The 26,208-nt window shown below is 68.2% G+C and carries 22 protein-coding genes and 2 pseudogenes; 16 read left to right on the plus strand and 8 right to left on the minus strand.

Annotation, left to right across the window (positions count from 1 at the left end; all coding sequences use genetic code 11):
• Positions 1 to 78: 78 nt before the first annotated feature.
• Positions 79 to 1,041, minus strand: coding sequence for an aldo/keto reductase (locus OG588_RS04000; RefSeq protein ID WP_366094506.1), 963 nt, complete (start codon positions 1,039 to 1,041; stop codon positions 79 to 81).
• An 858-nt stretch (positions 1,042 to 1,899) separates the two neighbouring features.
• Here OG588_RS04000 and OG588_RS04005 point away from each other — a divergent pair.
• The 9 genes and pseudogenes from OG588_RS04005 to OG588_RS04045 all read left to right on the plus strand — a co-directional run.
• Positions 1,900 to 2,274 carry a nuclear transport factor 2 family protein gene (locus tag OG588_RS04005; protein WP_405946039.1) on the plus strand — a complete coding sequence of 125 codons (375 nt, stop codon included), beginning with the start codon at positions 1,900 to 1,902 and terminating at the stop codon, positions 2,272 to 2,274.
• 796 nt (positions 2,275 to 3,070) lie between these two features.
• The gene (locus OG588_RS04010) at positions 3,071 to 4,288 is read left to right on the plus strand and encodes an MFS transporter (RefSeq protein WP_405946040.1); all 1,218 of its coding nucleotides are present in this window, start codon (positions 3,071 to 3,073) and stop codon (positions 4,286 to 4,288) included.
• A gap of 72 nt (positions 4,289 to 4,360) precedes the next feature.
• Positions 4,361 to 4,825, plus strand: coding sequence for a heme-binding protein (locus tag OG588_RS04015; RefSeq protein WP_329257923.1), 465 nt, complete (start codon positions 4,361 to 4,363; stop codon positions 4,823 to 4,825).
• Between the two features lie 89 nt (positions 4,826 to 4,914).
• Positions 4,915 to 5,340: a heme-binding protein gene (locus OG588_RS04020; RefSeq protein WP_405946041.1), complete on the plus strand. Its 426-nt coding sequence runs from the start codon at positions 4,915 to 4,917 to the stop codon at positions 5,338 to 5,340.
• A gap of 33 nt (positions 5,341 to 5,373) precedes the next feature.
• The gene (locus OG588_RS04025) at positions 5,374 to 5,805 is read left to right on the plus strand and encodes a heme-binding protein (RefSeq protein ID WP_405946042.1); all 432 of its coding nucleotides are present in this window, start codon (positions 5,374 to 5,376) and stop codon (positions 5,803 to 5,805) included.
• Between the two features lie 47 nt (positions 5,806 to 5,852).
• Complete coding sequence (locus tag OG588_RS04030; RefSeq protein ID WP_405946043.1) at positions 5,853 to 6,770, plus strand: aldo/keto reductase; 918 nt, start codon at positions 5,853 to 5,855, stop codon at positions 6,768 to 6,770.
• Positions 6,771 to 6,827: 57 nt separating this feature from the next.
• Entirely contained in the window at positions 6,828 to 7,814 is a 987-nt protein-coding gene (locus OG588_RS04035; protein WP_405946044.1) for a Gfo/Idh/MocA family protein, read from the plus strand.
• Positions 7,815 to 7,876: 62 nt separating this feature from the next.
• Positions 7,877 to 9,421: a carboxylesterase/lipase family protein gene (locus OG588_RS04040; RefSeq protein WP_405946045.1), complete on the plus strand. Its 1,545-nt coding sequence runs from the start codon at positions 7,877 to 7,879 to the stop codon at positions 9,419 to 9,421.
• A gap of 36 nt (positions 9,422 to 9,457) precedes the next feature.
• A pseudogene (locus OG588_RS04045) lies at positions 9,458 to 9,630 on the plus strand (transposase); the annotation flags it as partial.
• A gap of 171 nt (positions 9,631 to 9,801) precedes the next feature.
• Here the strand turns inward: OG588_RS04045 and OG588_RS04050 are convergent.
• The 4 genes from OG588_RS04050 to OG588_RS04065 form a co-directional block, all read right to left on the minus strand.
• A complete protein-coding gene (locus OG588_RS04050; protein WP_405946046.1) occupies positions 9,802 to 10,371 on the minus strand; it encodes an isochorismatase family protein in 570 nt (189 codons plus the stop codon).
• 58 nt (positions 10,372 to 10,429) lie between these two features.
• Positions 10,430 to 10,897, minus strand: coding sequence for a hypothetical protein (locus OG588_RS04055; RefSeq protein ID WP_329352284.1), 468 nt, complete (start codon positions 10,895 to 10,897; stop codon positions 10,430 to 10,432).
• A gap of 15 nt (positions 10,898 to 10,912) precedes the next feature.
• Positions 10,913 to 11,878, minus strand: coding sequence for a Gfo/Idh/MocA family oxidoreductase (locus tag OG588_RS04060; protein WP_329352283.1), 966 nt, complete (start codon positions 11,876 to 11,878; stop codon positions 10,913 to 10,915).
• Positions 11,879 to 12,013: 135 nt separating this feature from the next.
• Positions 12,014 to 13,531 carry a carboxylesterase/lipase family protein gene (locus OG588_RS04065; protein ID WP_405946047.1) on the minus strand — a complete coding sequence of 506 codons (1,518 nt, stop codon included), beginning with the start codon at positions 13,529 to 13,531 and terminating at the stop codon, positions 12,014 to 12,016.
• A gap of 1,246 nt (positions 13,532 to 14,777) precedes the next feature.
• Between OG588_RS04065 and OG588_RS04070 the strand changes: the two genes are divergently transcribed.
• From OG588_RS04070 to OG588_RS04085, 4 genes are read left to right on the plus strand one after another with little or no spacing between them, the layout of a single operon-like run.
• Entirely contained in the window at positions 14,778 to 16,337 is a 1,560-nt protein-coding gene (locus OG588_RS04070; protein ID WP_405946048.1) for an ABC transporter substrate-binding protein, read from the plus strand.
• The gene (locus tag OG588_RS04075) at positions 16,337 to 17,278 is read left to right on the plus strand and encodes an ABC transporter permease (RefSeq protein ID WP_329352280.1); all 942 of its coding nucleotides are present in this window, start codon (positions 16,337 to 16,339) and stop codon (positions 17,276 to 17,278) included. Before OG588_RS04070 ends, OG588_RS04075 begins: the two co-directional genes overlap by 1 nt.
• Entirely contained in the window at positions 17,275 to 19,224 is a 1,950-nt protein-coding gene (locus tag OG588_RS04080) for a dipeptide/oligopeptide/nickel ABC transporter permease/ATP-binding protein (protein WP_366094494.1), read from the plus strand. Before OG588_RS04075 ends, OG588_RS04080 begins: the two co-directional genes overlap by 4 nt.
• A complete protein-coding gene (locus OG588_RS04085; protein ID WP_366094493.1) occupies positions 19,221 to 20,201 on the plus strand; it encodes an oligopeptide/dipeptide ABC transporter ATP-binding protein in 981 nt (326 codons plus the stop codon). The genes OG588_RS04080 and OG588_RS04085 overlap by 4 nt, the downstream gene beginning before the upstream one ends.
• On the opposite strand, the gene OG588_RS04090 is transcribed toward OG588_RS04085, so the two are convergent.
• The 3 genes and pseudogenes from OG588_RS04090 to OG588_RS04100 form a co-directional block, all read right to left on the minus strand.
• A complete protein-coding gene (locus OG588_RS04090; protein WP_405953047.1) occupies positions 20,187 to 20,717 on the minus strand; it encodes a carboxylesterase family protein in 531 nt (176 codons plus the stop codon). The genes OG588_RS04085 and OG588_RS04090 overlap by 15 nt on opposite strands.
• A 129-nt stretch (positions 20,718 to 20,846) precedes the next feature.
• Positions 20,847 to 21,731: an alpha/beta hydrolase-fold protein gene (locus OG588_RS04095; RefSeq protein ID WP_366094490.1), complete on the minus strand. Its 885-nt coding sequence runs from the start codon at positions 21,729 to 21,731 to the stop codon at positions 20,847 to 20,849.
• Positions 21,732 to 21,889: 158 nt separating this feature from the next.
• A pseudogene (locus OG588_RS04100) lies at positions 21,890 to 22,529 on the minus strand (aldo/keto reductase); the annotation flags it as partial.
• Positions 22,530 to 23,724: 1,195 nt separating this feature from the next.
• On the opposite strand from OG588_RS04100, the gene dhaK reads away from it, so the two are divergent.
• Genes dhaK through OG588_RS04115 form a run of 3 tightly spaced genes read left to right on the plus strand, consistent with a single transcriptional unit; the run spans position 23,725 to position 25,781 of the window.
• A complete protein-coding gene (gene dhaK, locus OG588_RS04105) occupies positions 23,725 to 24,717 on the plus strand; it encodes a dihydroxyacetone kinase subunit DhaK (protein WP_019057942.1) in 993 nt (330 codons plus the stop codon).
• A gap of 46 nt (positions 24,718 to 24,763) precedes the next feature.
• Positions 24,764 to 25,378, plus strand: coding sequence for a dihydroxyacetone kinase subunit DhaL (gene dhaL / locus OG588_RS04110; RefSeq protein ID WP_405946049.1), 615 nt, complete (start codon positions 24,764 to 24,766; stop codon positions 25,376 to 25,378).
• Positions 25,371 to 25,781 (plus strand): PTS fructose transporter subunit IIA, encoded by a 411-nt coding sequence (locus OG588_RS04115; protein WP_317775044.1) that lies wholly within the window; start codon positions 25,371 to 25,373, stop codon positions 25,779 to 25,781. The genes dhaL and OG588_RS04115 overlap by 8 nt, the downstream gene beginning before the upstream one ends.
• The last annotated feature ends 427 nt before the right edge of the window (positions 25,782 to 26,208 follow it).

Consider the following 26,208-nt stretch of genomic DNA (forward strand, 5'->3'; position numbering starts at 1 on the left):
CCCCTGGCCACAACCCGTGTCGGCGACACTCGGCGAACGGCCGACTCAGCCCCGCCGAACACGAACATCGACCCCTGTTCAGCCCTGCGGCACGAGGCGGCCTGACGCCTCGTCGAGGCGTCGGTTCTCGGCGTCGGTCAGCGCGAGTTCGGCAGCCGCGAGGAGCGCAGGCAGCTGCGCGGCGCTACGTGTGCTCAAGATCGGCGCGACCACAGTGGGCCGGGCCGCGAGCCATGCCAGGGCCACTGTCGAGATCTGCGCCCCGCGTTCCTGCGCGATCTCGTCCAGCGCGTCGAGGACCGGAGCGCCGCGCTCGTCGGCGTACTGCGCCGCCGGAGAGAACCGGCTACGAACGTCGTCGCGCTCCAACCGGTGCTTGCCGGTGAGGAATCCCGAGGCGAGCCCCCGGTAGGGGACGGTGGCCAGCGCGTGGTGCAGGGCGACCGGCATCAGGTCGGCTTCGAAGCCGCTGCGCTCGACAACGTTGTAGTGCGGCTGAACAGCGACGGGCGGATGCAGCCCGTTCCTGGCTGCCACGTCCATCCACTCGGACACTCTCTTGCCGGAGAAGTCGGACAGGCCGATATGGCGGATCATTCCGGCGTCGACCAGTTCGGAGAACGCCGAGGCGGTCTCTTCGAGGGGGACGCCCTGGTCGTCGAAGTGCGCGAAGTACAGATCGATCCGGTCGGTGCGCAGCCGCCGCAGAGAAGCCTCAGCCGCGCGTCGGATGTTCGTCGCGCCCAGGCCTGGATACGCGGGGTGCTTCCCGACCTTCGTGGCGATGACCATCGCATCACGGGCTCCGGAGGTCTTCAGCCAGGAGCCGATGATGGATTCCGAATCGAATCCGGCGATTTCCTGCACCGGCGGCCGGTAGGAGTCCGCGGTGTCCAGAAAGTTGCCGCCACCAGCCCGGTACGTGTCGAGCAGTCGATGTGATTCCCGGGTGCCGGCCTTCATGCCGAAGGCCGTCCCACCGAGCGCCACGGGGAACACCGAAAGGTCGGTCGAGCCCAGGGGACGGCGAGTTTCACGCATGGTCGATACTCCTGAAATGTCGAACTCCGTGTGGGGGGTCGGCCGACGTCTGTCCGGGCGTGAACCAGAGCCCCACGAGTGGGCGGTCACATGCCGCCGAGCTCGTGGGGGGGCGGATCCGGAATTGTCCGTCTGCTGGCCGTGGCCATTCGAATGCGGCCGTGGGGGCGGCACAAGGCGGCCTCAGGCGGTACCGCCGACGCGGCCCTGCCTACCTCTTACGTGGAACGGAGCCCGCTGACTGGCGCTGGCCTTACCTGGACCGTAAGGCCATGACGGCATGCTCCGAAAACCCCGCTCTGCCTGCGGCAGCGGGGACGCGGAGTCATTTCTTCTTGGGACGCTCGCACCATCCGGCCGAGTCATCGCCCACGGTGCCGACGTTGACCACTCCGGAATGGTGGGCCCAGACGGCAGCACGGGAGCCGGCACGCAATGAGATCGGCGATTCCGATTCCACGATGCCTCCCTGTCGCTGCGGCGGCCGACGAGGGCCGCGGGTCTGTGAGACCTCAGCTTGGTCAGCTTCGGCCTCCGTGTCCAGCGGGTGAACGAGTTCGGCCTTCGATCGACCGCAATCTAAGGTTGTACGCAACGACGGGACGGTTTCGTCCCAGGCGTACTACCGTCCTCGCTGTGGTGCGCGGGCTCCAACTGGCGCTGGCGTTCGGACGCACCCACCGCAGGCGTACGGCCTGCCTTCCTGATTTCTGAGCCGTGATCGGCTCCCCTCTCTCCTCTCATCAGCTGTGCCGCTGCACGCCCGCGGCCTGATGCCGCTTCGTAGCGCCGACGAACCCGGGGCCGCGATCTCGTCCGCCCGCATGCCACGACCCGCGTGGGAAAGGAACAGCCCCAATGACCATCACGGCCGACTCGGTACGCACGCTGGAGAGAACCCGCATCCAGGCCATGCTGGCCAACGACGTCGCCTGTCTGCGTGAGCTCATCAGCCCGCAGTGCTCCTACGTTCACACGACGGGCAGGCTCGACACAGGTGAGTCCTATCTGGCGAGTCTCGGCGACGGCCTCTTTCGGTATGAGGACCTGTCGGTCTCCGATCAGTCGGTCACACTGCAAGCAGCCACGGCTGTCGTCGTGTACCGGCTCTCGGCGCGCATCGTGATCGACGCCGAGCCCGTGGTGTCGGAGAGCCGGTGTACCGCGGTATGGGCGGAGCGGCACGACGGCATCCAGGTGATCGCCTTTCAGGCGACCCCCGTGAAGCCGTAGTCGGCACACCGCGGCGCGCTTCGTGAAAGCGGCTACCACGTGGCGATCGACTTACCGTGCCCGGCCTCGATCCGCAGGTGCAACTCGCAAGCGTGCTGCACCTGTTCGCTCATCCGGGCAAAACAGGTACCACCGACGACAGGCTCGAACTGCTCACAGGAGGCTATTGCCTTCGAGTAAACGTTGACTTAATCTGGCTGTCATATCGTAAGGAGGCGGAGAATGGTTGCGAGCAGCAGCTCTGTGCTGAATCAGAGGCCGCGCCTGCCTGCCGCGTAGAACCCTTCGCCGCGCAGTTGTGCCCCACTTAGTCAGGAGCGGGCAAATACAGCTGCGTCTGGGCGTCGCGCAGTCAGCCATGGGAATGCCGCTGATGCGGCAATGGTTTGTGGCGCGACAGCTTTCATGCATACCCGCGGGTTACCCACGCGATGGCGCGCATCCGTGCGCGACCGAAGACACAGGTCAGAGCATCACGTCGACGGCCAGTAGATTGCCGCCGATATTTTCTCACTTGCGTGGGCGATGATTCATCACCCCAACCCGGGGGATTACACGCGCGACGACGTACATTCACATGCGATTGAACACACAGGGCCGCTCATTGTGGCTCCAAGTGTCTCAACGCGCACTGTCAGTATTGTGTCGTCGCGCATATGGAGCCGCATGTGCTTGTCAAAGAATGATGCGACCCCTTTTCCGATCTAGGCGTACAACGCGGTACAGCAAAGGCCTCGGACAAGTGACAGATACAGAGTCAGCGCGCTACTCAAAACGCGCAACCATACTCGGCGCAATGGCGTCGTACCTCGACGGCACGACGTCGGTCAGCGTCGGCGTCTCGATCGTTCTGTTCAACTCGGTCTTCCACCTGAGCCCCTGGATGATCGGCGTACTCGTCTCCGGATTCCAGTTGGCGTTCGCGGTCGGTGCGATCGTCGGAGGCCGGCTCGGGGACGTGTTCGGCCGGCGGGCGGTCTATTCGGCCGATCTCCTGATCTGCGCAATGGCGATGCTCGTCATCATCATCGCGCCGAACCCGGCGGTGCTGGTCGTCGGCTTCGTGATCACCGGGCTCGCACTCGGAGCCGACATACCCGCCTCTGTCGCCCTGGTGTTCGAGGAGGCGAGTGCGGGCCGTCGCGGATCGGCCGTCGCCATGAGCCAGGTGTTCCTCTTCTCGGGCGTGGTCCTCACCCAGTTCATCGGTATCGGCGTGTCGGACATGGGCGGTCTCGGCGCTCGCCTGCTCTTCGTCCACCCCATGGTCGTCTCGCTGATCGTGTGGTTCCTGCGCCGGGAGATGAAGGAGTCGCCGGCCTGGGAGCAGGCCAATGTGACCGTCGATGCGCGGGCGCGGAGGAAGCGGGATCTCCGGCTGCTGCTCAGGAAACCCTACGGAAGCGCGCTCATCGCGATCACCGTGTTCTACGTCTTCTCCTCCGTGTCCGGCAACATCACCGGGCAGTACAGCACCTACCTGATCACGACGATCTCGAAGTCGACGGTGCTCACCGCGACGATCGTGTCCGTCGGGACGACACTGCTGCTCATCGCGGCGGGCGTCGCATTCCAGCGGCTCGTCGATCGCACCGCAGCGAGGCGGGTGCTGTTCATCCTCGGCACCGCGCTCACCGTCGTGGGATCCCTCGTTCCCATCGCAGCCGGATTCAGCCTCTGGTCGGTCGTCGTGATGCTCTGCGCGACCGGGGTCGGCTTCGCATGGGCGGGAGAAGGCCTGTTCCGCGTGTGGACCCAGGAGATCTTCCCGACCGAGATCCGCAGCACCTCGCAGGGCCTGACCTACGGCATCGGCCGGTTCGCCATCGCCGGATACGGCGTGTTCGTACCGGCTCTCGCCGCCAACGGCCCGACCGCGCTGATGGTGGTCATGGCGGCCTGCGGCGCGGTCACGGCGGTCCTCGGGCTCCTGTGGATCCCGCAGCTCACGCGTGCCAGGCCCGTCGCACGCCCGGCCGGGGCCCCTCTTCTGCTGTCGAGGGCCAGAGGGTAGACCCGGCGATCACCGACCATCCTCGTCGGCACGCACACCGACAGCACACCTTCCCTACCGCAGGAGACACGTATGTCCCGTCCCAATCCCACCTACACCCTCGAAGAGATCCAGAAGGAACCCGATCGCGACTTCCCCCGGTTCGTTCGCGACGACGCCACCCGGCTGGGAGAGATCACCGTCGGCATCATCCTCGAATGGGGCGTGAACCTCTGCGTCGACGTCCACATCGGAGACGAACTGGCGTACCGGGCGCAACTCGGTACCACCGGGCAGTTCAACGCCGACGTCATCCGGCGGAAGATCCTGACGGTCAACAAGTTCGGCCACAGTTCGCTGCTCGCACGACTCAAGCGCGACGCCGATCCGAGCTTCGGCAGTGAACTCCCGGAGGAGTACGTCGTCGCCGGCGGCAGCATCCCCATCTTCGTCGACGGTGTGCTGACGGCGACCATCTCCGCCTCGGGCGAGGAGGACGCCCTCGATCACGAGGTCATCGCCGAAGCGCTCGACCGGTTCGCGGCGGAGCGCAACTGAGCGCCTCCGGGCCGGGTGGCGGGACGTCCCGCCACCCGGCCCGGAGCATCGCCCAACGAACAAGCCGCCCCATGAGAGGTGCGCAAGGAATGAACATCGCAATCGCCGAGCAGGTCATCGGCGCCTGCGTGAAGCAGTCGGCCCGAATCGGAAAGCCGGTCGCGGCCGTCGTCGTCGATCTCGAAGGCCGGGTCGTCATGGCACGCCGCGCGGACGGCGTTCGAGACCTCGTCCTGCAACTCGCCACCTCGAAGGCGTACACGGCGGCGATCATGGAGCGTCCGACCCTCCTTCTGGAGCAATGGGCACACCTCACCCCCGACACACTCGCGCGGTTGTCGTCGCTCAGCCCCTATCCGATCATGACGGGCCCCGGAGGGTTCGTGATCAAGCGGGACGACCGTCTGCTGGGTGCCTTCGGGGTGTCCGGCGCTCGCGGAGACGAGGACCAGGCCATCGGCGACGCGGTGCTCGACGAACTCGGTTTCGAGACAGATTTCGCCGCGTTCGACTGACTTCGGCCAAGACCAAAGAAGAAGGAGCTCATAGTGTCCAATACCTACCAGCCGGTCCTGATTTCCCATCAGGCCGCACTTCAGATCGTCACGAACGTGATCGCCGAGGGCTCGCGGCGCGGGCTGCGCCTGGTGGCGACGGTGGTCGATCCGAGCTTGCAGGTCGTCGCGTTCTGCCGCGCGGACGGTGCGAACCCTCTCAACGCGGGTTCGAGCCGACGGGCGGCGAAAACGGCGTGCGCGGACGACCGGCCGAGTGGCTGGATGAGCGACCACGACGCCATCGTTCTCGCGCTCGCCGCGGGCAACGAGGAGACCAACATGCGCGGCGGCCTGCCCATCCGGTTCGACGGCGTCGTGGTCGGCGGTCTCGGCGTCGGCGGCGCGGCTCCCGATGACAACGTGGCGGTGGCCCGGGCCGCGTTGTCGAGTGTCGACGCCGATGACCCGATGTCCGTGGCGTGACGCACAAGACGCACAAGGCCCACAAAAGGAAGAAGGAGCACACACGCATGGCGCCCATACGCAGAGCGATCGCCTCGACCGGGCTGGAGGTGTTTCCCGTCAACCTCGGCGGTACACCCTTCGGGCGATCGGCGGACCGACAGCAGGCGTTCGAGGTTCTGGACGCCTACCGCAGCGCCGGGGGGAACTTCCTCGACACCGCCGACGGCTACGGTGACGGGGCATCCGAGAGCGTCATCGGCGCCTGGCTGACATCCCGAGCGGCCCACGACGAATTCGTGATCGCGACGAAGGTCGGCAAGCACTCGCAACTGCCCGGCCTGCGGCGCGAGAACATCCTCGCCGCCGTCGACGCCTCACTCAGGCGCCTCGGCAGAGATCGCATCGACGTCTACTACGCCCACTACGACGACGAGAGCGTTCCTCTCGCGGACGTCGCCGGGACGTTCTCGTCCCTCGTGGACGCGGGGAAGATCGTGAGCATCGGGGTGTCGAACTTCCGTGCCGAGCGAGTCGAGGAGTGGCTGCGGATCGCTCAGGAGGAGCATCTTCACGCCCCCGTGGCGATCCAACCCCACTACAACCTCGTTGAACGTGCCTACGAAGGCGAACTCGGGGCGGTGGCCGCCAAGCAGGGACTCGCCGTCATGCCGTACTGGGCACTCGCGTCGGGATTTCTGGCCGGCGTCGTGAGGAACGCCGCCCAGGCGGAGAAGCACAGCGAGTTCGCGGCCCGCTACCTCGGCGAGCGCGGCGACCGCGTCCTGGAAGCGCTCGACACCGCGGCCTCGAACCATCACGTCACGCAGTCCACCGTCGCACTGGCGTGGCTCATAGCCCAACCGACCGTGACAGCCCCCGTGGCCGGCGCCCGGACACCGGAACAGGTCGCAGGACTCGTCGAGGCGGCAACGCTCGATCTCACCCCGGAGGAACTCGACGCGCTCTCGGCCGCCTCACGCTGAGTCGCCCCCGCGAGTATCGAGGGACCCCCCGGGACACCCACACAGAAGGAACGAAGGTTGAACTCCACACCGCCCAGGAACGACGTCATGCGCTGGGGTGTCGTCGGTACCGGATACATCGCCAACACGGTGTTGCCCGACATGATCGCGACCGAGGGCCTCGCCGTCACCGCGGTGTGCTCGCGTGACGCGGGCAGGGCTGCCGCGTTCGCTCAGAAATGGTCCATTCCCAGGGCGTTCGACGACCCGGATGCACTCTTCGCGGATCCGGACATCGACGTCGTCTACGTGGGAACACCGGTGAGTACGCACTTCCCCCTCGCGCGGGCGGCTCTCCTGGCCGGCAAGTCCGTTCTCGTCGAGAAGCCGTTCACGCTCGACGCGCAGGAAGCCAGGGAACTGGTCGCGCTCGCCCGGTCGCGGAACGCCTTCCTCATGGAAGCGACGTGGACGCGCTTCAACGCGGTCGTCAAAGCCGCTACGGAACACGTCGCGAACGGCGTGATCGGTGACGTCCGCACCGTCACGACCAACTTCGGTCGCAACCTGGATGCCGCCCACAACGCGTGGCGCGCCGAGCTGGGCGGAGGAGCGCTTCTGGATCTCGGCATCTACAACGTCGCGCTCACCCATCACTTCCTGGGCGGTGCGCCGATCCGGATCAGCGCGTCGGGGACGTCCGCGGACGGCTTCGACACATCCTGTGCCGCGACCATGGAGTACTCGGAGGGCCGGTTCGCACAGCTCTCCTGCTCGATGACCAGCTGGCTTCCCCAGCACGCGGTGATCGGTGGTACCGCCGGTGCCATCACCCTCCCGGGCTTCGTGAACCCGTGGACCTACGAGCTCGCGATCGGCGACGACCGCGAGACCGTCACGATCCAGCCGGAGGGGGCCGGATACACCCCGATGTTCCGGGCGGTGACCCGCGCCGTCTCCGGCGGACACCCGGAGGCGGCCGAGAACCCCCTCGAAGACACGGTTGCCGTCATGGAGAGCATCGACGCCATCCGCCGTCAGGTGCTCGCGGGCGGCGCCGCCTGAGCGCGGCGCACGAACCCGGCCGGACAGATCCACGTGGACCGAACGACCATGGAGCAGCAGCTGTGCATCAGACAGCGAAGTCGACCGCGCCCATCGCGGTAACCGACCTCGGAGCCGTACGAGGCGCCTCCACCGCACAGCCGGGTGTCACGGTCTTCCGCGGCATCCCTTACGCCGCGAGCACCGCCGGTGAGAATCGATGGCGCCCACCGCAACCGGCCACGCCCTGGTCGGGCGTGCGGGACGCGGTCCGATTCGGCCCGGTCTGCCCTCAGAACGGGGGGCCCGGGACGCTCCCGATGAGCGAGGACTGCCTCGCCGTGAACGTATGGACCTCGGGGGTCGACGACGAACGGCGGCCCGTCCTGGTGTGGATCTACGGCGGTAGGTTCATCTCCGGACACGGAAGCGACCCGACCTTCGATGGTACGGCGCTCGCGTCGACCGGCGTGGTCGTCGTCACCCTCAACTACCGCAGTGGAGTCTTCGGCTTCCTCGCGACCGGCGAGCTCCTGGACGAGTCGATCGCGGGAGGCGGCGCCGCTGCGGGCACCGTGGGCAACTACGGCTTGCTCGATCAGATCGCGGCCCTGCGGTGGGTACGACGCAACATCGCCGCATTCGGTGGCGACCCCGGCCGCGTAACCGTCGCCGGGCAGTCCGCCGGTGCCGCATGCGTGATGGACCTCGTCTATTCGCCGCTGTCCCAGGACCTCCTGCACGGCGCCATCGCGGAGAGCGGTGCCCTTCACCCGGGAGACCCCTCCCTCGACTTCGTCGCCGCGTCGTACCGGCGCCGCGACGACGCCCTGAGCCAGGGCGAGGAGTGGATGCACAAGCACGGAGTCAACACCCTGGCCGAGTTGCGTGAGCTGCCCGTGGAGCAACTGCTCGTGGGCAACGACGCGGACGAACCGGGGCCGGGTGGTCATCGTCCCCCGTTGTTCCGACCCGTGCTCGACGAAGTGGTGCTCCGGCGAACGTACGACGAGTCGCTTGCGGGAGCTCACCACCGCGACATCCCGGTGATCACGGGCGGCAATCTCGACGAAGACGGAGCATCGCCACTGCCGACGACCACCCTGGCGCACTACCTTGAGCACGCGCACACGGTGTACGGGGAGATGAGGGAGGAGTTCCTCTCACTGTTCCCCGCGCAGAGCGACGAAGAGGCGCGTACGCGCTGGAACGAGTCGGCACGCGCGCACTCGCGTTCATCGACCTATCTCTGGGCGGAGGCATGGTCGCGAGCCGGCGGGACCGCGCCGCGCACGTACTACTGGACGCACGCTCCGGCCGGGCACGACGCCGGCGCGCGGGGGGCGTTTCACGGATCGGAGATCTACTACGTCTTCAACAGCCTGGCGGCGAATCCCGAAAGGCCATGGACGCACAACGACCGTACGATCGCCGGGGTCGTGTCGTCGTACATCTCGAACTTCCTCAAGACGGGCGACCCCAACGGCGGCCACCTGCCCGTTTGGCGGCGGTTCGACGGTGCGCCGCTGACCATGGAACTCGGTGACGCGTTCAGCCCCCGGGCGGTCGCGAGCGCGACCGAACTGGATTTCTTCCGGCGCTTCTTCGCCGCGCGCCCCAAGCGGTGACGACAAGGAATCGACGTGGCGCTGGTCGTGCTGGCCTCGGGTTGGCTCAACACGCATGTCTCCCACGCCATGCGGGAGTTGATCGCTGAGCGCGCATGGCTGAGGTGTTCCTGCCACCCGCCTACTCGCCCGGCCTCAACCCCGTCGAGGGCGTGTGGGCGCACGTAAAACGCGGCCTGGCCGACCTCGCAGCCGTCGCCCTCCCTCGACCGCGACATCCGCACAGCGGAGGCGCCGGGCCCGGTGCGCGTCCGACCCAGCCCACGCGGAGGGCGGCGGCCGGGACGATCCACTCCGTCCCGGCCGCGGTGAGCCGGCGGGTTTCCTCGGTGGGATCTGGCATCGGGGGCCATTTCCCTCCGGCTTCGCTGATCTTTCGTCTACCGGGCGCGGTCGTCGAGCAGCTCGATGATGCGGTCGGTGACATCCGACTCGGCGATCCGGGGGAAGACCCGCCCGATCGAATTGCGGTGGGCTGCGGCATCGAAATCCGAGACCGCGTCGACGGCGACACTGACGTTGTAGCCGAGGTCGAATGCGGACCGGGCGCTCGACTCGACGCCGGAGCTGGTGGAAACTCCGCCGAACACCAGTTGCGTGATGCCGCGTTGCCGAAGTTCCGAGTCGAGCTGGGTTCCGTGGAAGGCGCCCCATCGGAAGGTGGGGATGACAAGGTCATGCAGCTGGTCGGCGAACTCATCGATGATCTCGGCGAAGTCGGGACCAGGGGGCTCCGGCAGGTCGAGGTCCTGCTCGACTCGGCCCGGAGCCGGGCCCCCGATCGCCACGAGGATCACCGGTAGTTGGTGCCGCTGAAAGGCAGCGGCAAGCTTGACACACCGTGTGACCACCTCGTCTCTCGATTGCGGGGCAAGGGGCAGGCGGAGTACACCCTTCTGCATGTCGTTGAGGACAAGGGCGGTCCTGGTATCGAGCTTGCTGATGGTCACCGGAAGGCTCCGTATCGGTATGTGTGGCGGGACTGCCGGACCGAGCGGCACGGGGGCATCACTGCGGGATCAGGCGGACCCTCTCCCACCCGCCTGGGGTGTAGGTGCAGCTGACGATCCCGCCGTGGGGTTCGGCCTCGGTCACGCCGCGCCCGTCGATTCTCAGGTAGGCGCCGGGGAACGCGGCCGAGCCGATGAGGAACGTGCCGTCGGCCTGCTCCTCCAGCCGGAACTTCGCCCACTCGCCGACCCCGTACTGGCAGTTGACTGTGCCTCCAGAGCTGTCCGAGGCGAACGGGGGCGCGCCGTGGGCATCCATGCGGAGGTAGACGTCGGGGAACGAGACCGAGGCGATCGTCACTGCGCCGTCGTCGTCAGCGTCCGAGATCTCGAAAATCTCCCACGGCGCGATCTGGTACTGGCAGTTGACCGTCCCGGAGCCGTCATCGGCCTTGCTGGTGACCTCCCGCGCATCCATGCGGAGGTAGATGCCGAATTCGGCGGACTGAATCACTACGACAGGCATGGTGGTCTCCTCTGGTCACTGAGCGGGTGCCGCTATGGAGCGGCGAATGGCGTCCATGGTGCGCATCACGGCGATCGAGTCCGCGAGCGGATTGGTGCCGAGTTCGGTCAGTCCGGTCTGTACGGCTTCGCTCACCTCGCGGAACATCGGGACCCAGCCGGCCCCTTCGAGTTCGACGTTGAACAGCTCCCGGTGTTCGCGGATCAGTTCATATGACCTTGGGTTCAGGAAGGTCGGGCCGATGACGATCTCGCCCTCGGTACCGCCTATCCGGGCCACTGGGGACATCCGGCTGATCATGCTCACGGCCAATTGGGCGAAGCGGGAGTCCGGATAGCCGAGGTAGGCGGCGGCGGTGAGCTCGAATCCCTCGGGCGAGAGAGCGCCGCGGGACTCAATACGGGTCGGAGGGCCGAGCACGTGGTGAGCCAAGGCCACGTTGTAGCAGCCCAGGTCGTAAAGGGCACCGGCGCCGAGAGCGGGGTTGTAGGCGTTGTGGTGGGCCGGCAGGCGCAGCCCGAAGTCCGCGTGCAGGCTGACCACCTCGCCGATCGCCCCGTCGCCGATGAGTTTGCCGACCGCGCGGATCGCCGGGTTGAACCGGGTCCACATGGCTTCCATCAGGAACCGGCCGTGTTCGCGAGCGAGGTCCGCGAGTCCGGCGGCCTCGTCGGCGTTCAGGGTGAAGGGCTTTTCGACCAGGGTGTGGAATCCGGATTCGAGCGCGAGGCGGGCGAGCGGTGCGTGCGTGCTCGGCGGGGTCGCTATGTAGGCGAGATCGAAACCGCCGTCGGCGAGCAGCGTTTCGTAACTCCCGTAGTGGCGGGGGATGCCCCACCGGCCGGCGAATTCTGCGGCACGCTCGGCGTCTCGCGAGCCGACCGCCACCACCTCGACGTTCTCGGTGCGTTGGAGGTCCGGCATCGCGGTCTGGGCGAGGTAGCCGGTGCCGAGGACGGCCCAGCGGGTTCGAGTTTGCATGGATCTTCTCTTTTCAGGTGAAGCGGCAGCCGGCCGGGTACCACGAGCTGCATGGCCGACCCGGTGGGGATCGTCGGCACGGTGCTTGGCCGGAAGGCGTTCGTCCAGGTGCGTCCGTTGGCGTGTGAGCGGGCTTCACCAGGCCCGTTGGTCCGCCATGAGCCGGCGGTGCAAGTCGAGCCTCGGCGGCTCCGCGGCCGGGATGGGACCGAAGCGGTCGCCGATCTCCATCGTCGCCGGGGCCGCTGGATCGGCCGGCACCCACTGCGGCAGTGCCGGTCCGTTGGGGTCGCCGGTGGCGGCGAAGTTGACGACGTACCGGGATACCGTCTCGGCGATCCGGTGGTCTTCCGCCGTCCATGGCCGGTCGGTGGCGTAGAGGTTGTTCAGGAAGTAGTTGATCTCGGATCCGTGGTAGGCGCCTGCGGATTCCGCGTCCGGCCCCGGTGGTACGTGCGTCCAGTAGTAGGTGTAGACCGGGCTGCGGGCGTGTTTGGCCCATTCGGTGGCCCAGAGCCAGGTGGAGGTGCGCGCGTGGTCGCGGGCGGCTTCGCTGGACTGCCGACCGGCTTCCGCGTCGGTGGACGCGGGGTACAGGGCGAGGTAGTCGTCGGCGCTGTCGCGGAGGTGGCGGCGGGCGGAGGCGGTGTACTCCGCCAGGCTGACGTGCGGTTTCGGGGAGGCGCCGTCCTCGTCCTTGTTGGTTCCGGTGATGACGGGGATATCGGCCTGCGTCCCGAGGGCCAGCGCTTCGGCGTAGCTGTGGGGGAACACCCAGCCGTCGCGGACCGGCCGGAACAGCGGAGGCTGGTGTCCCCCTCCGGCCTGGTCCGCGTCATTGCCGCGCAGCAGGTCCCGCAACGGAAGGGCACGCAGTTCTTCGAGCGTCGCGACGCCGAGGTCCTGGAGATACCCGGTTCCCTCGGCTTCGGCCTGCTCCCGGGTGCGGTAGGAACTGGCCAGGTAGGCCAGTGACGGGTCGCGCGGATGGCGAGCGCCGCTTTCGGCGATGGCACCGTGGAACAGTCCCCGCGCAGGCGGCGAGTACATCAGGTCCTGGACACAGGCACCGCCGGCGGACTGGCCCGCGATCGTCACGCGGTCCGGGTCTCCGCCGAATGCCGCGATGTTGTCCCGCACCCAGCGCAGGGCGGCGATCTGGTCGAGCAGGCCGTAGTTGCCGGAACTTCCGTGCTCGGATTCCTCGCTGAGCTCGGGGGTGGCCAGGAAGCCGAGTACGCCGAGCCGGTAGTTGAGCGTCACGACCACCAGCCCGGCGCCGGCGAGCGCGGCTCCGTCGTACAGGGGCTCGGAGCCCGCGCCCATGATGAACCGGCCTCCGTGAATCCACACCAGTACCGGAGTGCGGTCCGAGGGTTCCGCTGCCGTCCACACGTTGAGAGACAGGCAGTCCTCGCTCATCCGGAGCTTCTGGCCGCGGGGCGTCTGCGGGCAGACCGGACCGAAGTCCGCGGCGTTTCGCACGCCTGTCCACGGCGCGGGCGGCTGCGGCGGACGCCATCGCAGCGGACCGCTGGGAGCCGCTGCATAGGGGATCCCCTTGAACACGGTGACGCCAGGCAGCTCGGCCGGGGTACCGGCAACCAGGCCCGACTCGGTCGGAACCGGCTGACGGTTGAGAGGTTCACTCATCAAGATCGGAATTTCTTTCGTCAACGACAGGTATCCGCGACGGGAGAACCGGACCGGTGGCCGTCGTGGCCCCGTGCCGGCAGACAGGACGACACCAGTCGCGGCCCTGAACCGGAGCCGACTGGCTGCTGTCCCTTTGAATGGCGCATCCGAACGCCAGAAGTGGTGCCCCACGGGGCACCGGTTCGACGAGGGTAAAGTGTCTGAGCCCGTCGTGGACATTCCCTCCGCGCAATCTAAGGATGAGCAGAGACCTCAGGTTCTCAAGGCGAAACTGTTGACAGCGACGTCACGTGTTCGTAACCCTCTGACTCAGCAGGGCATACGGCCCCGCAGGCTGCCGAGCAGGGGAGGGACATGATGACGGGATCGCTGGTCACAGGTCACGCCCCACGCTGCGCACGGCCCGGCCCCGAGGGTCGTGCCGACGCGGCAGGACGCCCCCGCTGCGGAGCCGGAAGGCCGGCGGGCGACGACTCGGCCGGATGGTGCGAGCGGCCCAAGTGGAAACAGGGCAGCGTGTTCACCCCGCTCCCTCGCGCACGACACGGACTGACACCACCCTGCTGATCCGGGTAGGGCCCGTGTTGCCAGGAACCGGGTTCCGCGTTCCACACCACGCTTTCGCGGCGACCGCCGGGTAACTCCTCCGTTCACCGCGACTTGCAGCCCACCCGATGAGGTCGAACGCTGTCTCGGGCCCACCCGCGACAGCCGAGCAGTGTTCTCCTCATATCCGCGGGTCCCGGCTGCGGGTCGCGGCCGATCATAAAGCCTGGCTTTTGAGGAGTTGTGCTCACCCGAGGATTCGGCGTATCTCCATGTTGACCGATTTGTCGGCCTTCTCCATCATCTCGGCAGGACGGCCCTCGGTATGAACGCCGACCGTACGCAATCCCATCTGCCACTTGACGCCTACCGGGTCAGCGGCGGCAAATACCTAGACACCGCCGACGCCCCTCCACCGGAGGGAGACAAGGCGCACGGGCCGGATTTCCTCACCCAGAGATACCGGTCGGAACACGACGGCGCCGCGAACCGCTCTCCGCCAGCGCGTGCACGGTGGCACAGCTGCCGACCCTGCTCGCGGCAGCCGGCCTCGGACCGACCGAGGCCGGGAGCAAGCGCCTTGACGAGGTGGTCAGACCACCTCGTCGGGCACCACTGACTGGGCCATCCCCCGGTCTCCTTTAGTACATCAGCTACATCAGCACCTGCAAATCATGATCAAGGAGTGGAATCAACGATGCTTCCAAGATCGAACCGCAAGCCCGTATGGCCGATTGCCGTCGGCGCCATGGCCCTGATGGCCCTCAGCGCGTGCTCCGGAGGCGGGGCGGTGGGCGGCACCAAAGCGTCCTCCGGCGCCAAGCCGACCACCCTGACCATCGCGGTGAACTCGGCGCCGGCCAGCTTCGACCCGTCGCGCGCGGACAACGGCAACGGCCTGTACCCGATGCAGCTCGCTTACGAGCCGCTGATCAAGCAAACCGGCAACGGTACCTATTCGCCGGGGCTGGCCTCCTCGTGGCGCTACCTCGGTGAGGGCAACACGCGCTTCCAACTGACCATCCGCAGCGGCGTCAAGTTCTCCGACGGCTCACCGGTCACCGCGCAGGCCGTGGCCGACTCGATCAACTACTTCACCACCGGCTTCGGCCCGACCACGGGCAACCTGGCGGGCGTGAAAGTCACCGCCTCCGGAGCCGACACGGTCACCCTGACCAGCAAGACGGCGAACCCGGAGTTCCCGCTCCTGCTGTCCCAGAACTTCCTGGCGGGCGACATCATCAGCCCGGACGGCCTGAAAGCGAAGAGCTCGCTGACCAGCAAGCCGTCCGGCGCGGGCCCCTACATCCTGGACTCCGGCGCGACGGTGTCCGGGGAGCACTACACGTTCACCGCCAACCCCGCCTACTACGACAAGTCGAGCGTCCACTACAAGAAGGTCGTCATCAAGGTCATCGCCGACCAGACCGCTGAGCTGTCGGCCCTGCAGACCGGTCAGGTCGACCTGATGTTCGGCTCGGCGCAACAGATGCCGACAGCCAAGTCCGCAGGACTGACCGTCACCAACACCGGTCCCACGCAGTGGAACGGGGTCTTCCTGCTCGACCGCGAAGGGACCAAGACCAAGGCCCTGGCCAGCCCGCAGGTCCGCCAGGCGCTGAACTACGCCGTGGACCGGTCCGGCATCGCCAAGGCCGTGTACGGTGCGCTCGGTTCGGCCACTGGCCAGCCGACAACGAAGGGCTTCGACGAGTACGTGCCGTCGCTGGCGAACTACTACACGTACGACCCGGCCAAGGCGAAGCAGCTGCTGGCCCAGGCCGGCTACCCGAACGGCTTCTCCATGCCCCTGACGTACACGTCGTTCGATCCGCAGACCAAGCAGATGGTGCAGGCGATCGCCCAGCAGTGGGCCGCCATCGGGGTCAAGGTCAAGCTGGTGTCATCAGCCAGCTACCCGGCGATGTCCACCAACATGTACCGGGCCGGCGCCCTGTCCGTGGCGTGGAACGGCCAGCCGATGTTCCTCCAGGTGGGCGTGCTGTGGTCGGCCAAGGGGGGCCTCAACCCCTACCACGCCACCGATGCCTCGTTCCTGAGCAAGTTCGCCCAGGCCTCGAAGGCCTCGCAGTCCCAGCTTGCCGCGCAGATGGCCGACGTCGCCGCGGTCGCGGTCAAGCAGGCGTACACCGTCCCCGTCGTCCAGATCGACGCGGTGGTGTTCTCCCACGGGGTCAACGGCATCCCGAGCCAGCTGCCCGGCGCCCATCTCAACGTCGTAGAGCTGCATCCGTAATGCCGACCCTGATAGCTCGGCGCCTCGCCCTGTCGGTCCCGCTGCTCGTCATGGTGACCGCGGTGACGTTCGTGCTGGAATCGCTGGTCCCCGGTGACACCGCTCGCGCCCTCATCGGAGCGAGCGGGTCCACCGAGGCCTACAACAAGCTTCGGGACCAACTCGGCCTCGACAAGCCCCTGTGGTCGCAGTACGGCCACTACCTCGACAACCTGGTCCACGGGAGTCTCGGCACGTCCGTCTTCACCGGCCAGCCGGTTTCGGCGACGCTGAACCAGCGGCTCCCGGTCACGCTTTCCCTGGTGCTGCTGGCCACCGTGTTCGCCGCGGTGGTCGGAATCCTGCTCGGCGTGGTCAGCGCCGTGCACGGCGGAGTGCTCGGGCGTTTCGTGGAAGCACTGTCCCTCGTCGGCCTGGCTCTTCCCGGATTCTGGGTGGCACTGGTCCTGGTCGAGGTGTTCGCTGTCGTGCTGCGCGCCTTTCCCGCCACCGGCTACATCTCGCCCACGCAGTCGTTCGGCACTTGGCTGTGGGCACTGTGTCTGCCGGTCACCGCACTCGGACTGGTCGGCATCGCAAGTATCGCGAAGCAGACCAGGGACTCCATGAAGGACGCACTGGCCAGCAACTACATCCGCACGCTACGGGCCAACGGCATCCCGCGCCGGTCCATCATCTGGAAGCACGCGCTGCGCAACGGCGCCATTCCCGTGGTCACCGTGATCGGGCTGGCGTTCGTCAGCGCACTGAGTGCCTCGGTGTTCATCGAGGCGGTCTTCGTGCTCCCCGGGCTCGGCAGCCTCGCCGTCAACGCGACCAACCAGCACGACATACCGGTCATCGAAGGGGCGGTGCTGTACTTCACCGTTCTCGTCGTCATCGTGAACCTGGTCCTGGACGTGTTCTACGGGTTGCTCAATCCGAAAGTGAGACACCAGTGACCACCCAGACCGTCCATGCCGAGCGGCCGGGCGCGCTCGCCGCCGGCGCCTTCCTGCGGCGAGTCGCGCGAAAACCGCTCGGCGTGATCAGCGCCGCCTATCTCCTGCTGCTCGCCCTGGCCTGCGCACTGGCCTCAGTCGTCGCCCCCTATCCGCCACTTGCGCAGAAGCTCGACCAGGTCCTGGCCACCCCGAGCTCAGCCCACCTGCTCGGCACCGACGAGCTGGGCCGTGACGTGCTCAGCCGGCTGCTGTACGGCGGCCAGGACACCCTGCTCGGTGTTCTGGAATGCGTTGCGGTGCTGCTGGTCGTCAGCCTGCCCGTCGGCCTGGCCGCCGGCTACCTGGGCGGCTGGACCGACCGGGTCGTCAGCAACGTGACGGACCTGATGCTCTCGGTGCCCACCATCGTCGTGGCCCTCGCGGTCCTGTCGGTGTTCGGCTCCTCGATGACGGTGGCGATGATCACTATCGGCATCCTCGGCTCCGCCGGAGTCATCCGGGTCATCCGCAGCGCGGTCATCGCGGTGCGCGAGGAGCTGTACGTCGCGGCGGCCCGAACGTCCGGGGTCACCGACCCTCGGATCGTCAGCCGCCACGTACTGCCCCGCATCGCCGGCCCCGTCATCGTGCAGACCTCGCTGTACGCCGGGATCGCGCTGGCACTGCAAAGCGGTCTGGCGTTCCTCGGCCTGGGAATCCAGTCCCCGGCCCCGAGCTGGGGCGGGATGGTGGGGGAAGCCTCGGACGCCATCAACCAGGACCCCTGGCTGCTGGTCCCGAGCGGCGGCATCATCGCGCTCACCATCATGGCGTTCGGCCTGGTGGGCGACGCGGTGCGGGACGCGGCCGTGGAACGCTGGTCCGGGACCGCGCAGAACGGGCGCCCAGCGGCGCCGCGCACACGCCCGGCGGAGGTCGCCGCGCCGGATTCCCTGGACGCCACCGAACCGGGTGCGCTGAGCGTGCGGGGACTGACCGTCGAGTTCGACACGCCGGAAGGTCCGGTCACGGTGGTCGACGGGGTGTCCTTCACCCTGCGTCCAGGTGAGGTGCTCGGCCTCGTCGGCGAGTCCGGCTGCGGCAAGTCCGTCACCTCGCTGTCCCTGCTGGGCCTGCTGCCCGAAAACGGACGGATCAGCTCCGGGCACGTCATGTCGGGCGGCCGGGATCTCGCGGCGATGACCGAACGCCAGCTCACCGATGTCCGCGGCAGCGAGATCGCGATGGTGTTCCAGGAGCCGATGTCCAGTCTCGATCCGTCGTTCCGCGTCGGCTCCCAGCTGGTGGAGACGATCCGCGCACACGAGAAGCTGTCACGGCGTGAGGCTCGCGAAAGGGTCCTCACGTTGCTGGAGCAGGTCCGCCTGCCGGACCCCGCGGACGTCTACCGCCGCTACCCGCACGAACTGTCCGGCGGCATGGCGCAGCGGGTCTGCATCGCCCAGGCGCTGGCCACCGGGCCCCGCATCCTTGTCGCCGACGAGCCCACCACCGCCCTCGACGTGACGGTGCAGGCCGAAATCCTCGCGCTGCTGCGCACCTTGCAGGCCGAGACAGGCATGTCGGTCATCCTCGTCACCCACGACTGGGGGGTCGTCGCCGACCTCTGCGACCGCGCCGTCGTCATGTACGCGGGCCAGATCGTGGAGGAGGCGCCGATCCGCAGCCTCTTCCACCACCCGCACCATCCCTACACACTCGGCTTGCAGGAGTGCAATCCGGAGCGCTGGAGCGGCACCGGTGAACTACCGGTCATCCCGGGCATGGTGCCGCCCCCGGCCCGCCGGCCCAAGGCCTGCTGCTTCGAGCCGCGCTGCAGCCTGGCCGGCCCGGAATGCACGCGCGAACCGATCCCGCTCCTCAGCACAGCACCGGACGACGACGGGCTCCACCAGGTCCGATGCGTCAACTGGCAGAAGGTTCAACCGGCGAGGACACCATGACAACGAACTTGCTCTCGGTCCAAGGACTGAGCGTCGACTACCACGTCGGCCGGCGCCACGTATGCGCTGTCGAAGACGTCAGCCTCGACGTCGGAGCCGACGAGACCGTCGGCCTGGTCGGCGAATCCGGATCGGGCAAGACCACGATCGCCCGCGCGGTGCTCGGCCTGGCCAAGGCCCGTGCGGGCACCATACGTTTCGATGACGAGGACATCACGCATGCCGGCAAGTCGCAGCGGCGCCGGCTGAGCAGGGACATGCAGGTGGTCTTCCAGGACCCCTACGGCTCCCTCAGCCCCACCCGAACAGTCGCGCAGACGCTGACCGAGCCGCTGCTCGCACACCGGATCGCGTCCGGGCAGACCGCACACGACCAGGCGGCCGACATGCTGGCCCGGGTGGGCCTGGAACCTGACGCACTGCGCCGGTACCCCCGGGAGTTCTCCGGCGGGCAGCGCCAGCGCATCGCGATCGCTCGGGCCCTGATGCCCTCGCCGCGCCTGGTCGTCTGCGACGAGGCCGTCAGCGCGCTCGACCTGTCGGTCCAGGCCCAGGTCCTCAACCTCCTGCGGGACCTCCAGCGCGAGTACCGGCTCGGCTACCTGTTCGTCGCCCACAACGTCTCCGTCGTGCGCCACATCTCGGACCGTATCGTCGTCCTCTACCGCGGCACGGTCATGGAATCCGGTCCGGCGGAAGCCGTCTGCACCAAGCCCGGACATCCGTACACCCGCGCGCTGCTGCAAGCGGTCCCGGTCGCCGACCCGGACCGGCAGGCCGCCCGGCGGGCAGTCGCGACCCCCGCCGAGCATGTCTCGGCGCCCCCGACCGGTTCCGGCTGCCCCTTCGCCGCGCGATGCCCCCACGTCATCGACGCGTGCCGGCGCGAACGCCCGCCGCTCGTGGCGGCGCCAGGAGGAACCCAGGTCGCCTGTATCCGGGCAGAGGAGTTGGCCGGGTATTCACCTCCCGGGTGAAGGACACCGCAGCGGATGCACAACTCCTGCTGCGGCCACACCGCCAACGCCGAGGCCTCCGCGCCGATCCGTACCGCGGAGGTTCCTCAGCGCCGATCGCACGGAAGCCCATGTGGCACTCAGGACCTGCCGTACCGGCTGTGCCGCCGGGAGCACGGACTCCTCCACCCGACGGTCGGTCGCACCGCCGAAGCCGTTGACGTCGACGACGGCGATGGCGGTCGCCTTGTCGATGGCCCGGGCGCGGACGGCGCAGGCTGCGAGGATCTCGTCGGCCGTCTCAGTGGTGAGTGACATGCTGGTGCCGTGCCCGGACTCCGCGCCCAGTTCCAGCAGAGCGAGGTAACCGAAGACGCCCATGCGGTAGTTGAGCGTCACGACCACGAGCCCCTTCTTGCTCGCCAGAGCCGCCCCGTCGAACTCCGGCTCACCGCCATGCCCGACCAGGAAGCGTCCCCCGTGGATCCGGACCAGCACCGGGCGCGGATCGGGTGAAGGGGCCGCGGCGGGCGCCAGCGGTTGTCGCCGGCCGTGGACGCGGCGTAGCGGATGCCCTTGTAGACAGTGACCGAGGCCGGCTAGGACACCACTCCCGTCACCTGGCGGTGCTCGGTCCGAACGGGAAGGCTGGGAGCTGTCATGTGATCACTTCCGCCAGAAGGCGGCATACCGCTCACCGAGACCGTCGAGGAGTACGGGATAGTCGTGGTCGGCCCCCGCCACCACGTGGTACTCGTGCTCGACCCCGAGCGTGGCGAGCCTCTCATCCATCTCACGGACGACGCCGACCAGGCGCTCGTCCCGGGAGCCGACCATCAGCCGGACCTTCGAGTGGTTCCTGATCTCCGGGGAGTTGGCGAGAAGCAGCGTCCAGGGGCTGACCGCGTCGTAGTACGCCTGATCCCCGAAGAACGTGTTGGCGACCCGCTCGTCGGGCTCCAGCGAGAGGTCTTTCAACAGGGGCGGAGCGATGGCTGACACCCGGCCGAAGATCTTGGGGTACTTGAAACCGATGTGGAGTGCGCCGAAGCCTCCCATCGAGAAGCCCTCGATCGTTCTGGCCCACGGCTCGGGGATCGTCCGGTAGGTGGCGTCGACATGGTTGACCAGGTCACCGGCGATCGTCTGCTCCACCGGGCGCGCGCCGTCCTTGGAGTCGACGTACCAACCGATGGGCAGGGCTTGCGGCAGCACCACGATGGTCGGCGGCATGGCGCCGACGCGGATCGCGGCGTCGATCCGCTGCACCGCGGCGCCGCCCTGGCGGGCGTTGCCGAAGCCGCCGTGCAGCCAGTAGACGACCGGGAAGCGGGCATCCGGATCGTCTTCGTAGGCGGGCGGCAGGTAGATCTGGTAGCTGCCCTGGAGCTCCCCCTTGCCGCGGTCGCGCGATCCCTGTGGGTAGAGGCCGAACCGGGTGAGCTCCTGGTCCTCCTGGACGGTGTCGATCCACTGCTGTTCGAAGACGGCGAGTTCTTCCGGGGTGTATTCCGGGATGTGCTCTGGGGTGTGTGCGGTGGGCGCGGTCATGTATGCGGTCCTTGTTCTTCACCGGTGGGGGTAATAAGGGCGTGGTCTTGCCGGAGGCGGTTGTCGGTGCCCGGATGTGGGATGCCCGGGTGCCGGGCATCGTCGGCTGTGCGGTCGGAGTTCTTCGTGGGTCTCGGGATCGTGTCCGATACGGCCTCGTGGGCGCGGGCGACGGCCAGTACAGCCGGGTCCTCGACCAGGCCGTTCCCCCGGTCGAGAGGGCTGTCGGCCACGGTGAGGATGCCGTGCTCGGCGTGCACGGCCCGCAGATCGTCCTGCGGGTACGCGGGGGTGCATCTCGACCTGGTTGAGCGCGGGCGCCACGCCGGTCTCCCGCTCCAGCCGCCGGACATGTGCCGCGGTGAAATCGGACACCCCTATCGAGCGGACCAGCGCCCCCTCACGGAGTCTGATCATCGCCCGCCAGGAGTCCGGGTAGCGGTCCATCAGCGGCAGGGGCCAGTGGATGAGGTACAGGTCGACGTAGTCGAGGGTCAGCCGTCGGCGGCCCTGCTGGAAGGACGCGGGAGTCTCCTCGAAGCCGTGGTCCCGTCCGGGCGGCTCGGTCAGGACACGGATCTCCTCTCGGGGGACTCCCGCAGTGGCGACGGCCAGGCCGACGCCCTGCTCGTTGCGGTAGGCAGCGCCGGTGTCGATGAGGCGGTAGCCGGCCCGCAGGGCGTGCCGGACGGCGTCCTCTGACTGTGCGTCGTCCATGGGCGCGGTGCCCAGACCGATGGCGGGAACGATATGGCCATCGTTCAACGTACGAAGCGGTACAAGCGGTGCAGGGGGCATGTGAAGGACTCGATCCGCTGGATTACGCGGGTCCCGGTGACGGCGTGCCCAATGCACGGGGGAACGTCGTGAGGCGCGCGAAGGGGCGGCGATTGCGATCCTCTGGACAGCCTGTCGCCTAACGACGTCACCCGCCGAAACACCACGGTGTTGCGGACTTGACGTTCTGCGGGCTGCTGCCCAATGGATCGGCTAACTCCATCCGAAGGCGTGGCGAATGACCGGGACACCGGACGCACACCGAGGCGAGCGAAGGAGACAAGCCGGTCGGGTATGCACGGACATCCCCTTCCTTCAAGGTGGTGACGCAGATCTTGTGACCGAAAAAACCGTAGCAGCAGCCTGAGCACGCGTTCAACCACGTCAGCGGTGCTTGGCTTCCACTTCGCGCATCCTTAGTTTTCGTCGCACTCCCGGCGGACTTCATTCCCGGGTACGGACAAGCGTGTCAGCCGCTATCACTGTTGCGTCACGTCTGTAATCGGCTCCGCACTGTTCCGCGATGCACCGAACTTCACGGCCACAGCACGCATCCAGGACAACGGCGGACAAGGGTCACCCCGCATCCGTCGGTAGCGCCATACCTCTCGATCCGGGCACAGCCGCTCCTCCTCTTCAACGACCCGGCGCCCGTCGCATGCGCGGCAGCGGGATGCCGTCAACGTCGTAGTGCAGGCCAGGACATGGAAAGCAATCGACCCGAACAATTTGTTCAGCGAGAAAATACGCGATCTGACCTGCGGAAATAAAGAGCGGCAGACGAGCCGGGCCATACGCCGATTACCGTCCTTGACCTCCTCGCGAAGCCTCAGGTGATTCAAAACAGCTTCTTCTTGAGTTTCACGACAGAGCCCCTCCCCCATCACTACAGCACCGAGTAGCCACGCATCACCCATCCCCGCACCCCGCCGCACTCACAAGTAGCCAGCCAGCCGCGCCTGTGAGCGTCCGAGCCCGTGACCTTCACTGCCACAAGGTCGATACTTTCCACAGAGGCCCTCCCGCCTACCCTCGACCGACCAACTCCAGAGACCTGACAGCCCGTCATCAAAGTCGGCATTAAGTCAGCATCAGCCCCGCCGGAACCCGCTTCCGACCGCCCCGAGCCGCCGAGATCGACAACCGACACAACCCCTCCCTGACCAGCAAAGACACAGGTCAGGGGCACATATGCCAGCCTTGCCAGGAGGTACTCATGAAGATGTTGATCAACGTCGCGGAGACCGTGGTCACGGACGCGCTGCGGGGCATGGCGGCCGCCCATCCCGAGTTGACGGTGGACGTCGAGAACCGGGTGATCGTACGGCGGGACGCGCCCGTGGCCGGGCAGGTCGGGCTTGTTTCGGGTGGCGGGTCGGGGCACGAGCCGTTGCACGGGGGGTTCGTCGGGCCGGGGATGTTGTCGGCGGCCTGTCCCGGTGAGGTGTTCACGTCGCCGGTGCCCGATCAGATGGTGCGGGCCGCGGCCGCCGTGGACAGTGGGGCCGGGGTGCTCTTCATCGTGAAGAACTACACGGGGGACGTCCTCAACTTCGACATGGCGGCCGAGCTAGCCGAGGACGAGGGCATCCAGACCGCCAAGGTGCTGGTCAATGATGACGTGGCCGTCACCGACAGCCTCTACACCGCGGGTCGACGCGGAACCGGCGCCACGCTGTTCGTGGAGAAGATCGCCGGTGCCGCCGCGGCCGAGGGGCAGCCACTGGACCGGGTGGCGGCGATCGCCCGGCAGGTCAACGAGAACTCGCGCAGCTTCGGCGTCGCGCTCAGCGCCTGCACCACCCCGGCCAAGGGCAGCCCCACCTTCGATCTGCCGCCGGGCGAGCTGGAGTTGGGCGTCGGTATCCACGGCGAGCCGGGCCGGGAGCGGCGGGCGATGATGACCTCCGGCGAGATCGCCGACTTCTCCGTCCACGCGATCCTCGAAGACATGACACCGCGCAACCCCGTCCTGGTCCTGGTCAACGGCATGGGCGCGACCCCGCTCCTGGAGCTCTACGGCTTCAACGCCGAGGTGCACCGGGTGCTCGCCGAGCGCGGGGTCGCCGTCGCCCGCACACTGGTCGGCAACTACGTCACGTCCCTCGACATGGCGGGTGCCTCGGTCACCCTGTGCCAGATCGACGAGGAACTGCTGCGGCTGTGGGACGCGCCGGTGAAGACGCCGGGACTGCGCTGGGGCATGTGACCCGGCGGCACCTCCGGCCAACTCACCCACCACGCAAGGAGATTCCGTGCTCGACGCCGACTTCTTCCGCCGTTGGATGACGGCGACCGCCGCCTCCGTCGCCCGCGAGGCGGGACGGCTCACCGACCTCGACTCACCCATCGGCGACGCCGACCACGGCGCGAACCTGCAACGCGGGTTCACCGCCGTGACCGCCACCCTGGAGAAGGAGGCGCCGGACACCCCGGGCGCCGTCCTCGTGCTCGCCGGACGCACGCTCATCTCGACGGTCGGCGGCGCGTCGGGTCCGCTCTACGGCACGTTGCTGCGCCGTACCGGCAAGGCGCTCGGGGACGCGGTCGAGGTGAGCGAGGAGGAGTTCGCCGTCGCGCTGCGCACCGGGGTCGACGCGGTCATGACCCTCGGGGGTGCCGCGCCCGGCGACAAGACCATGATCGACGCGCTCGTCCCGGCGGTCGACGCGCTCCCGGACGGCTTCGCCGCGGCGCGGGCCGCCGCCGAGGAGGGCGCCGTGGCCACCACCCCCTTGCAGGCCCACAAGGGCCGGGCGAGCTACCTCGGCGAGCGGAGCATCGGGCACCAGGACCCGGGCGCCACGTCCTCGTCACTGCTGATCGCCGCACTCCAGGAAGCCGCGACCGCGGAGGCCACCGGTGAGTGACGAGAAGCTGGTGGGCATCGTGCTGGTGTCGCACAGTGCGGAAGTCGCCGCCTCCGTGGCCGAGTTGGCGCGGGGACTGTCCGGCTCGGGCACCTCGGTACCGCTCGCCGCCGCCGGCGGTACCGAGGGCGGCGGGCTCGGCACCAGTTCCGAACTCATCGCCGCGGCGGCCGCGTCCGTCGACCGCGGCGCCGGAGTCGCCGTCCTCACCGATCTCGGCAGCGCCGTACTCACCGTGAAGGCCCTCCTCGCCGAAGGCGACGAACTCCCGGCCGGCACGCGCCTGGTGGACGCCCCGTTCGTCGAGGGCGCGGTGGCCGCGGTCGTCACGGCGTCGACGGGAGCGGACCTGAACGCGGTGGAGGCGGCGGCTGCGGAGGCGTACACGTATCGCAAGGTGTGAGGCGGGGCGTAGGGGAGGGTGTGGGGCAGGGACATAGCGGGAGCCGACGGGCGAACGGCTGGCGGCGGCTGGCGGCGAGCAACACGAGAGGGAGCCGGGCCGCAGGCCGCAGGCCGCAGGCCGCAGGCCGCAGGCCGCAGGCCGCAGGCCGCAGGCCGCAGGCCGCAGGCCGCAGGCCGCAGGCCGCAGGCCGCAGGCCGCAGGCCGCAGGCCGCAGGCCGCAGGCCGCAGGCCGCAGGCCGCAGGCCGCAGGCCGCAGGCCGCAGGCCGCAGGCCGCAGGCCGCAGGCCGCAGGCCGCAGGCCGCAGGCCGCAGGCCGCAGGCCGCAGGCCGCAGGCCGCAGAAGCCTTGGGCCGGTCGCCTGCGGCGAAACCCGCTGGCCCGAGCCGCCAGACCCAGCCCCAGCCACCGGACCGAGCCCCAGACC

The organism is Streptomyces prunicolor, assembly GCF_045162825.1.
Taxonomy (GTDB): Bacteria; Actinomycetota; Actinomycetes; order Streptomycetales; family Streptomycetaceae; genus Streptomyces; species Streptomyces prunicolor.

What these genes read in the sequence shown, in the direction of transcription:
- OG588_RS04000 (WP_366094506.1), bottom strand. Translation starts at nt 1,041, where the DNA reads ATGCGTGAAACTCGCCGTCCCCTGGGCTCGACCGACCTTTCGGTGTTC.
- OG588_RS04005 (WP_405946039.1), top strand. Translation starts at nt 1,900, where the DNA reads ATGACCATCACGGCCGACTCGGTACGCACGCTGGAGAGAACCCGCATC.
- OG588_RS04010 (WP_405946040.1), top strand. Translation starts at nt 3,071, where the DNA reads ATGGCGTCGTACCTCGACGGCACGACGTCGGTCAGCGTCGGCGTCTCG.
- OG588_RS04015 (WP_329257923.1), top strand. Translation starts at nt 4,361, where the DNA reads ATGTCCCGTCCCAATCCCACCTACACCCTCGAAGAGATCCAGAAGGAA.
- OG588_RS04020 (WP_405946041.1), top strand. Translation starts at nt 4,915, where the DNA reads ATGAACATCGCAATCGCCGAGCAGGTCATCGGCGCCTGCGTGAAGCAG.
- OG588_RS04030 (WP_405946043.1), top strand. Translation starts at nt 5,853, where the DNA reads ATGGCGCCCATACGCAGAGCGATCGCCTCGACCGGGCTGGAGGTGTTT.
- OG588_RS04055 (WP_329352284.1), bottom strand. Translation starts at nt 10,897, where the DNA reads ATGCCTGTCGTAGTGATTCAGTCCGCCGAATTCGGCATCTACCTCCGC.
- OG588_RS04060 (WP_329352283.1), bottom strand. Translation starts at nt 11,878, where the DNA reads ATGCAAACTCGAACCCGCTGGGCCGTCCTCGGCACCGGCTACCTCGCC.
- OG588_RS04065 (WP_405946047.1), bottom strand. Translation starts at nt 13,531, where the DNA reads ATGAGTGAACCTCTCAACCGTCAGCCGGTTCCGACCGAGTCGGGCCTG.
- OG588_RS04070 (WP_405946048.1), top strand. Translation starts at nt 14,778, where the DNA reads ATGCTTCCAAGATCGAACCGCAAGCCCGTATGGCCGATTGCCGTCGGC.
- OG588_RS04075 (WP_329352280.1), top strand. Translation starts at nt 16,337, where the DNA reads ATGCCGACCCTGATAGCTCGGCGCCTCGCCCTGTCGGTCCCGCTGCTC.
- OG588_RS04085 (WP_366094493.1), top strand. Translation starts at nt 19,221, where the DNA reads ATGACAACGAACTTGCTCTCGGTCCAAGGACTGAGCGTCGACTACCAC.
- OG588_RS04095 (WP_366094490.1), bottom strand. Translation starts at nt 21,731, where the DNA reads ATGACCGCGCCCACCGCACACACCCCAGAGCACATCCCGGAATACACC.
- dhaK (WP_019057942.1), top strand. Translation starts at nt 23,725, where the DNA reads ATGAAGATGTTGATCAACGTCGCGGAGACCGTGGTCACGGACGCGCTG.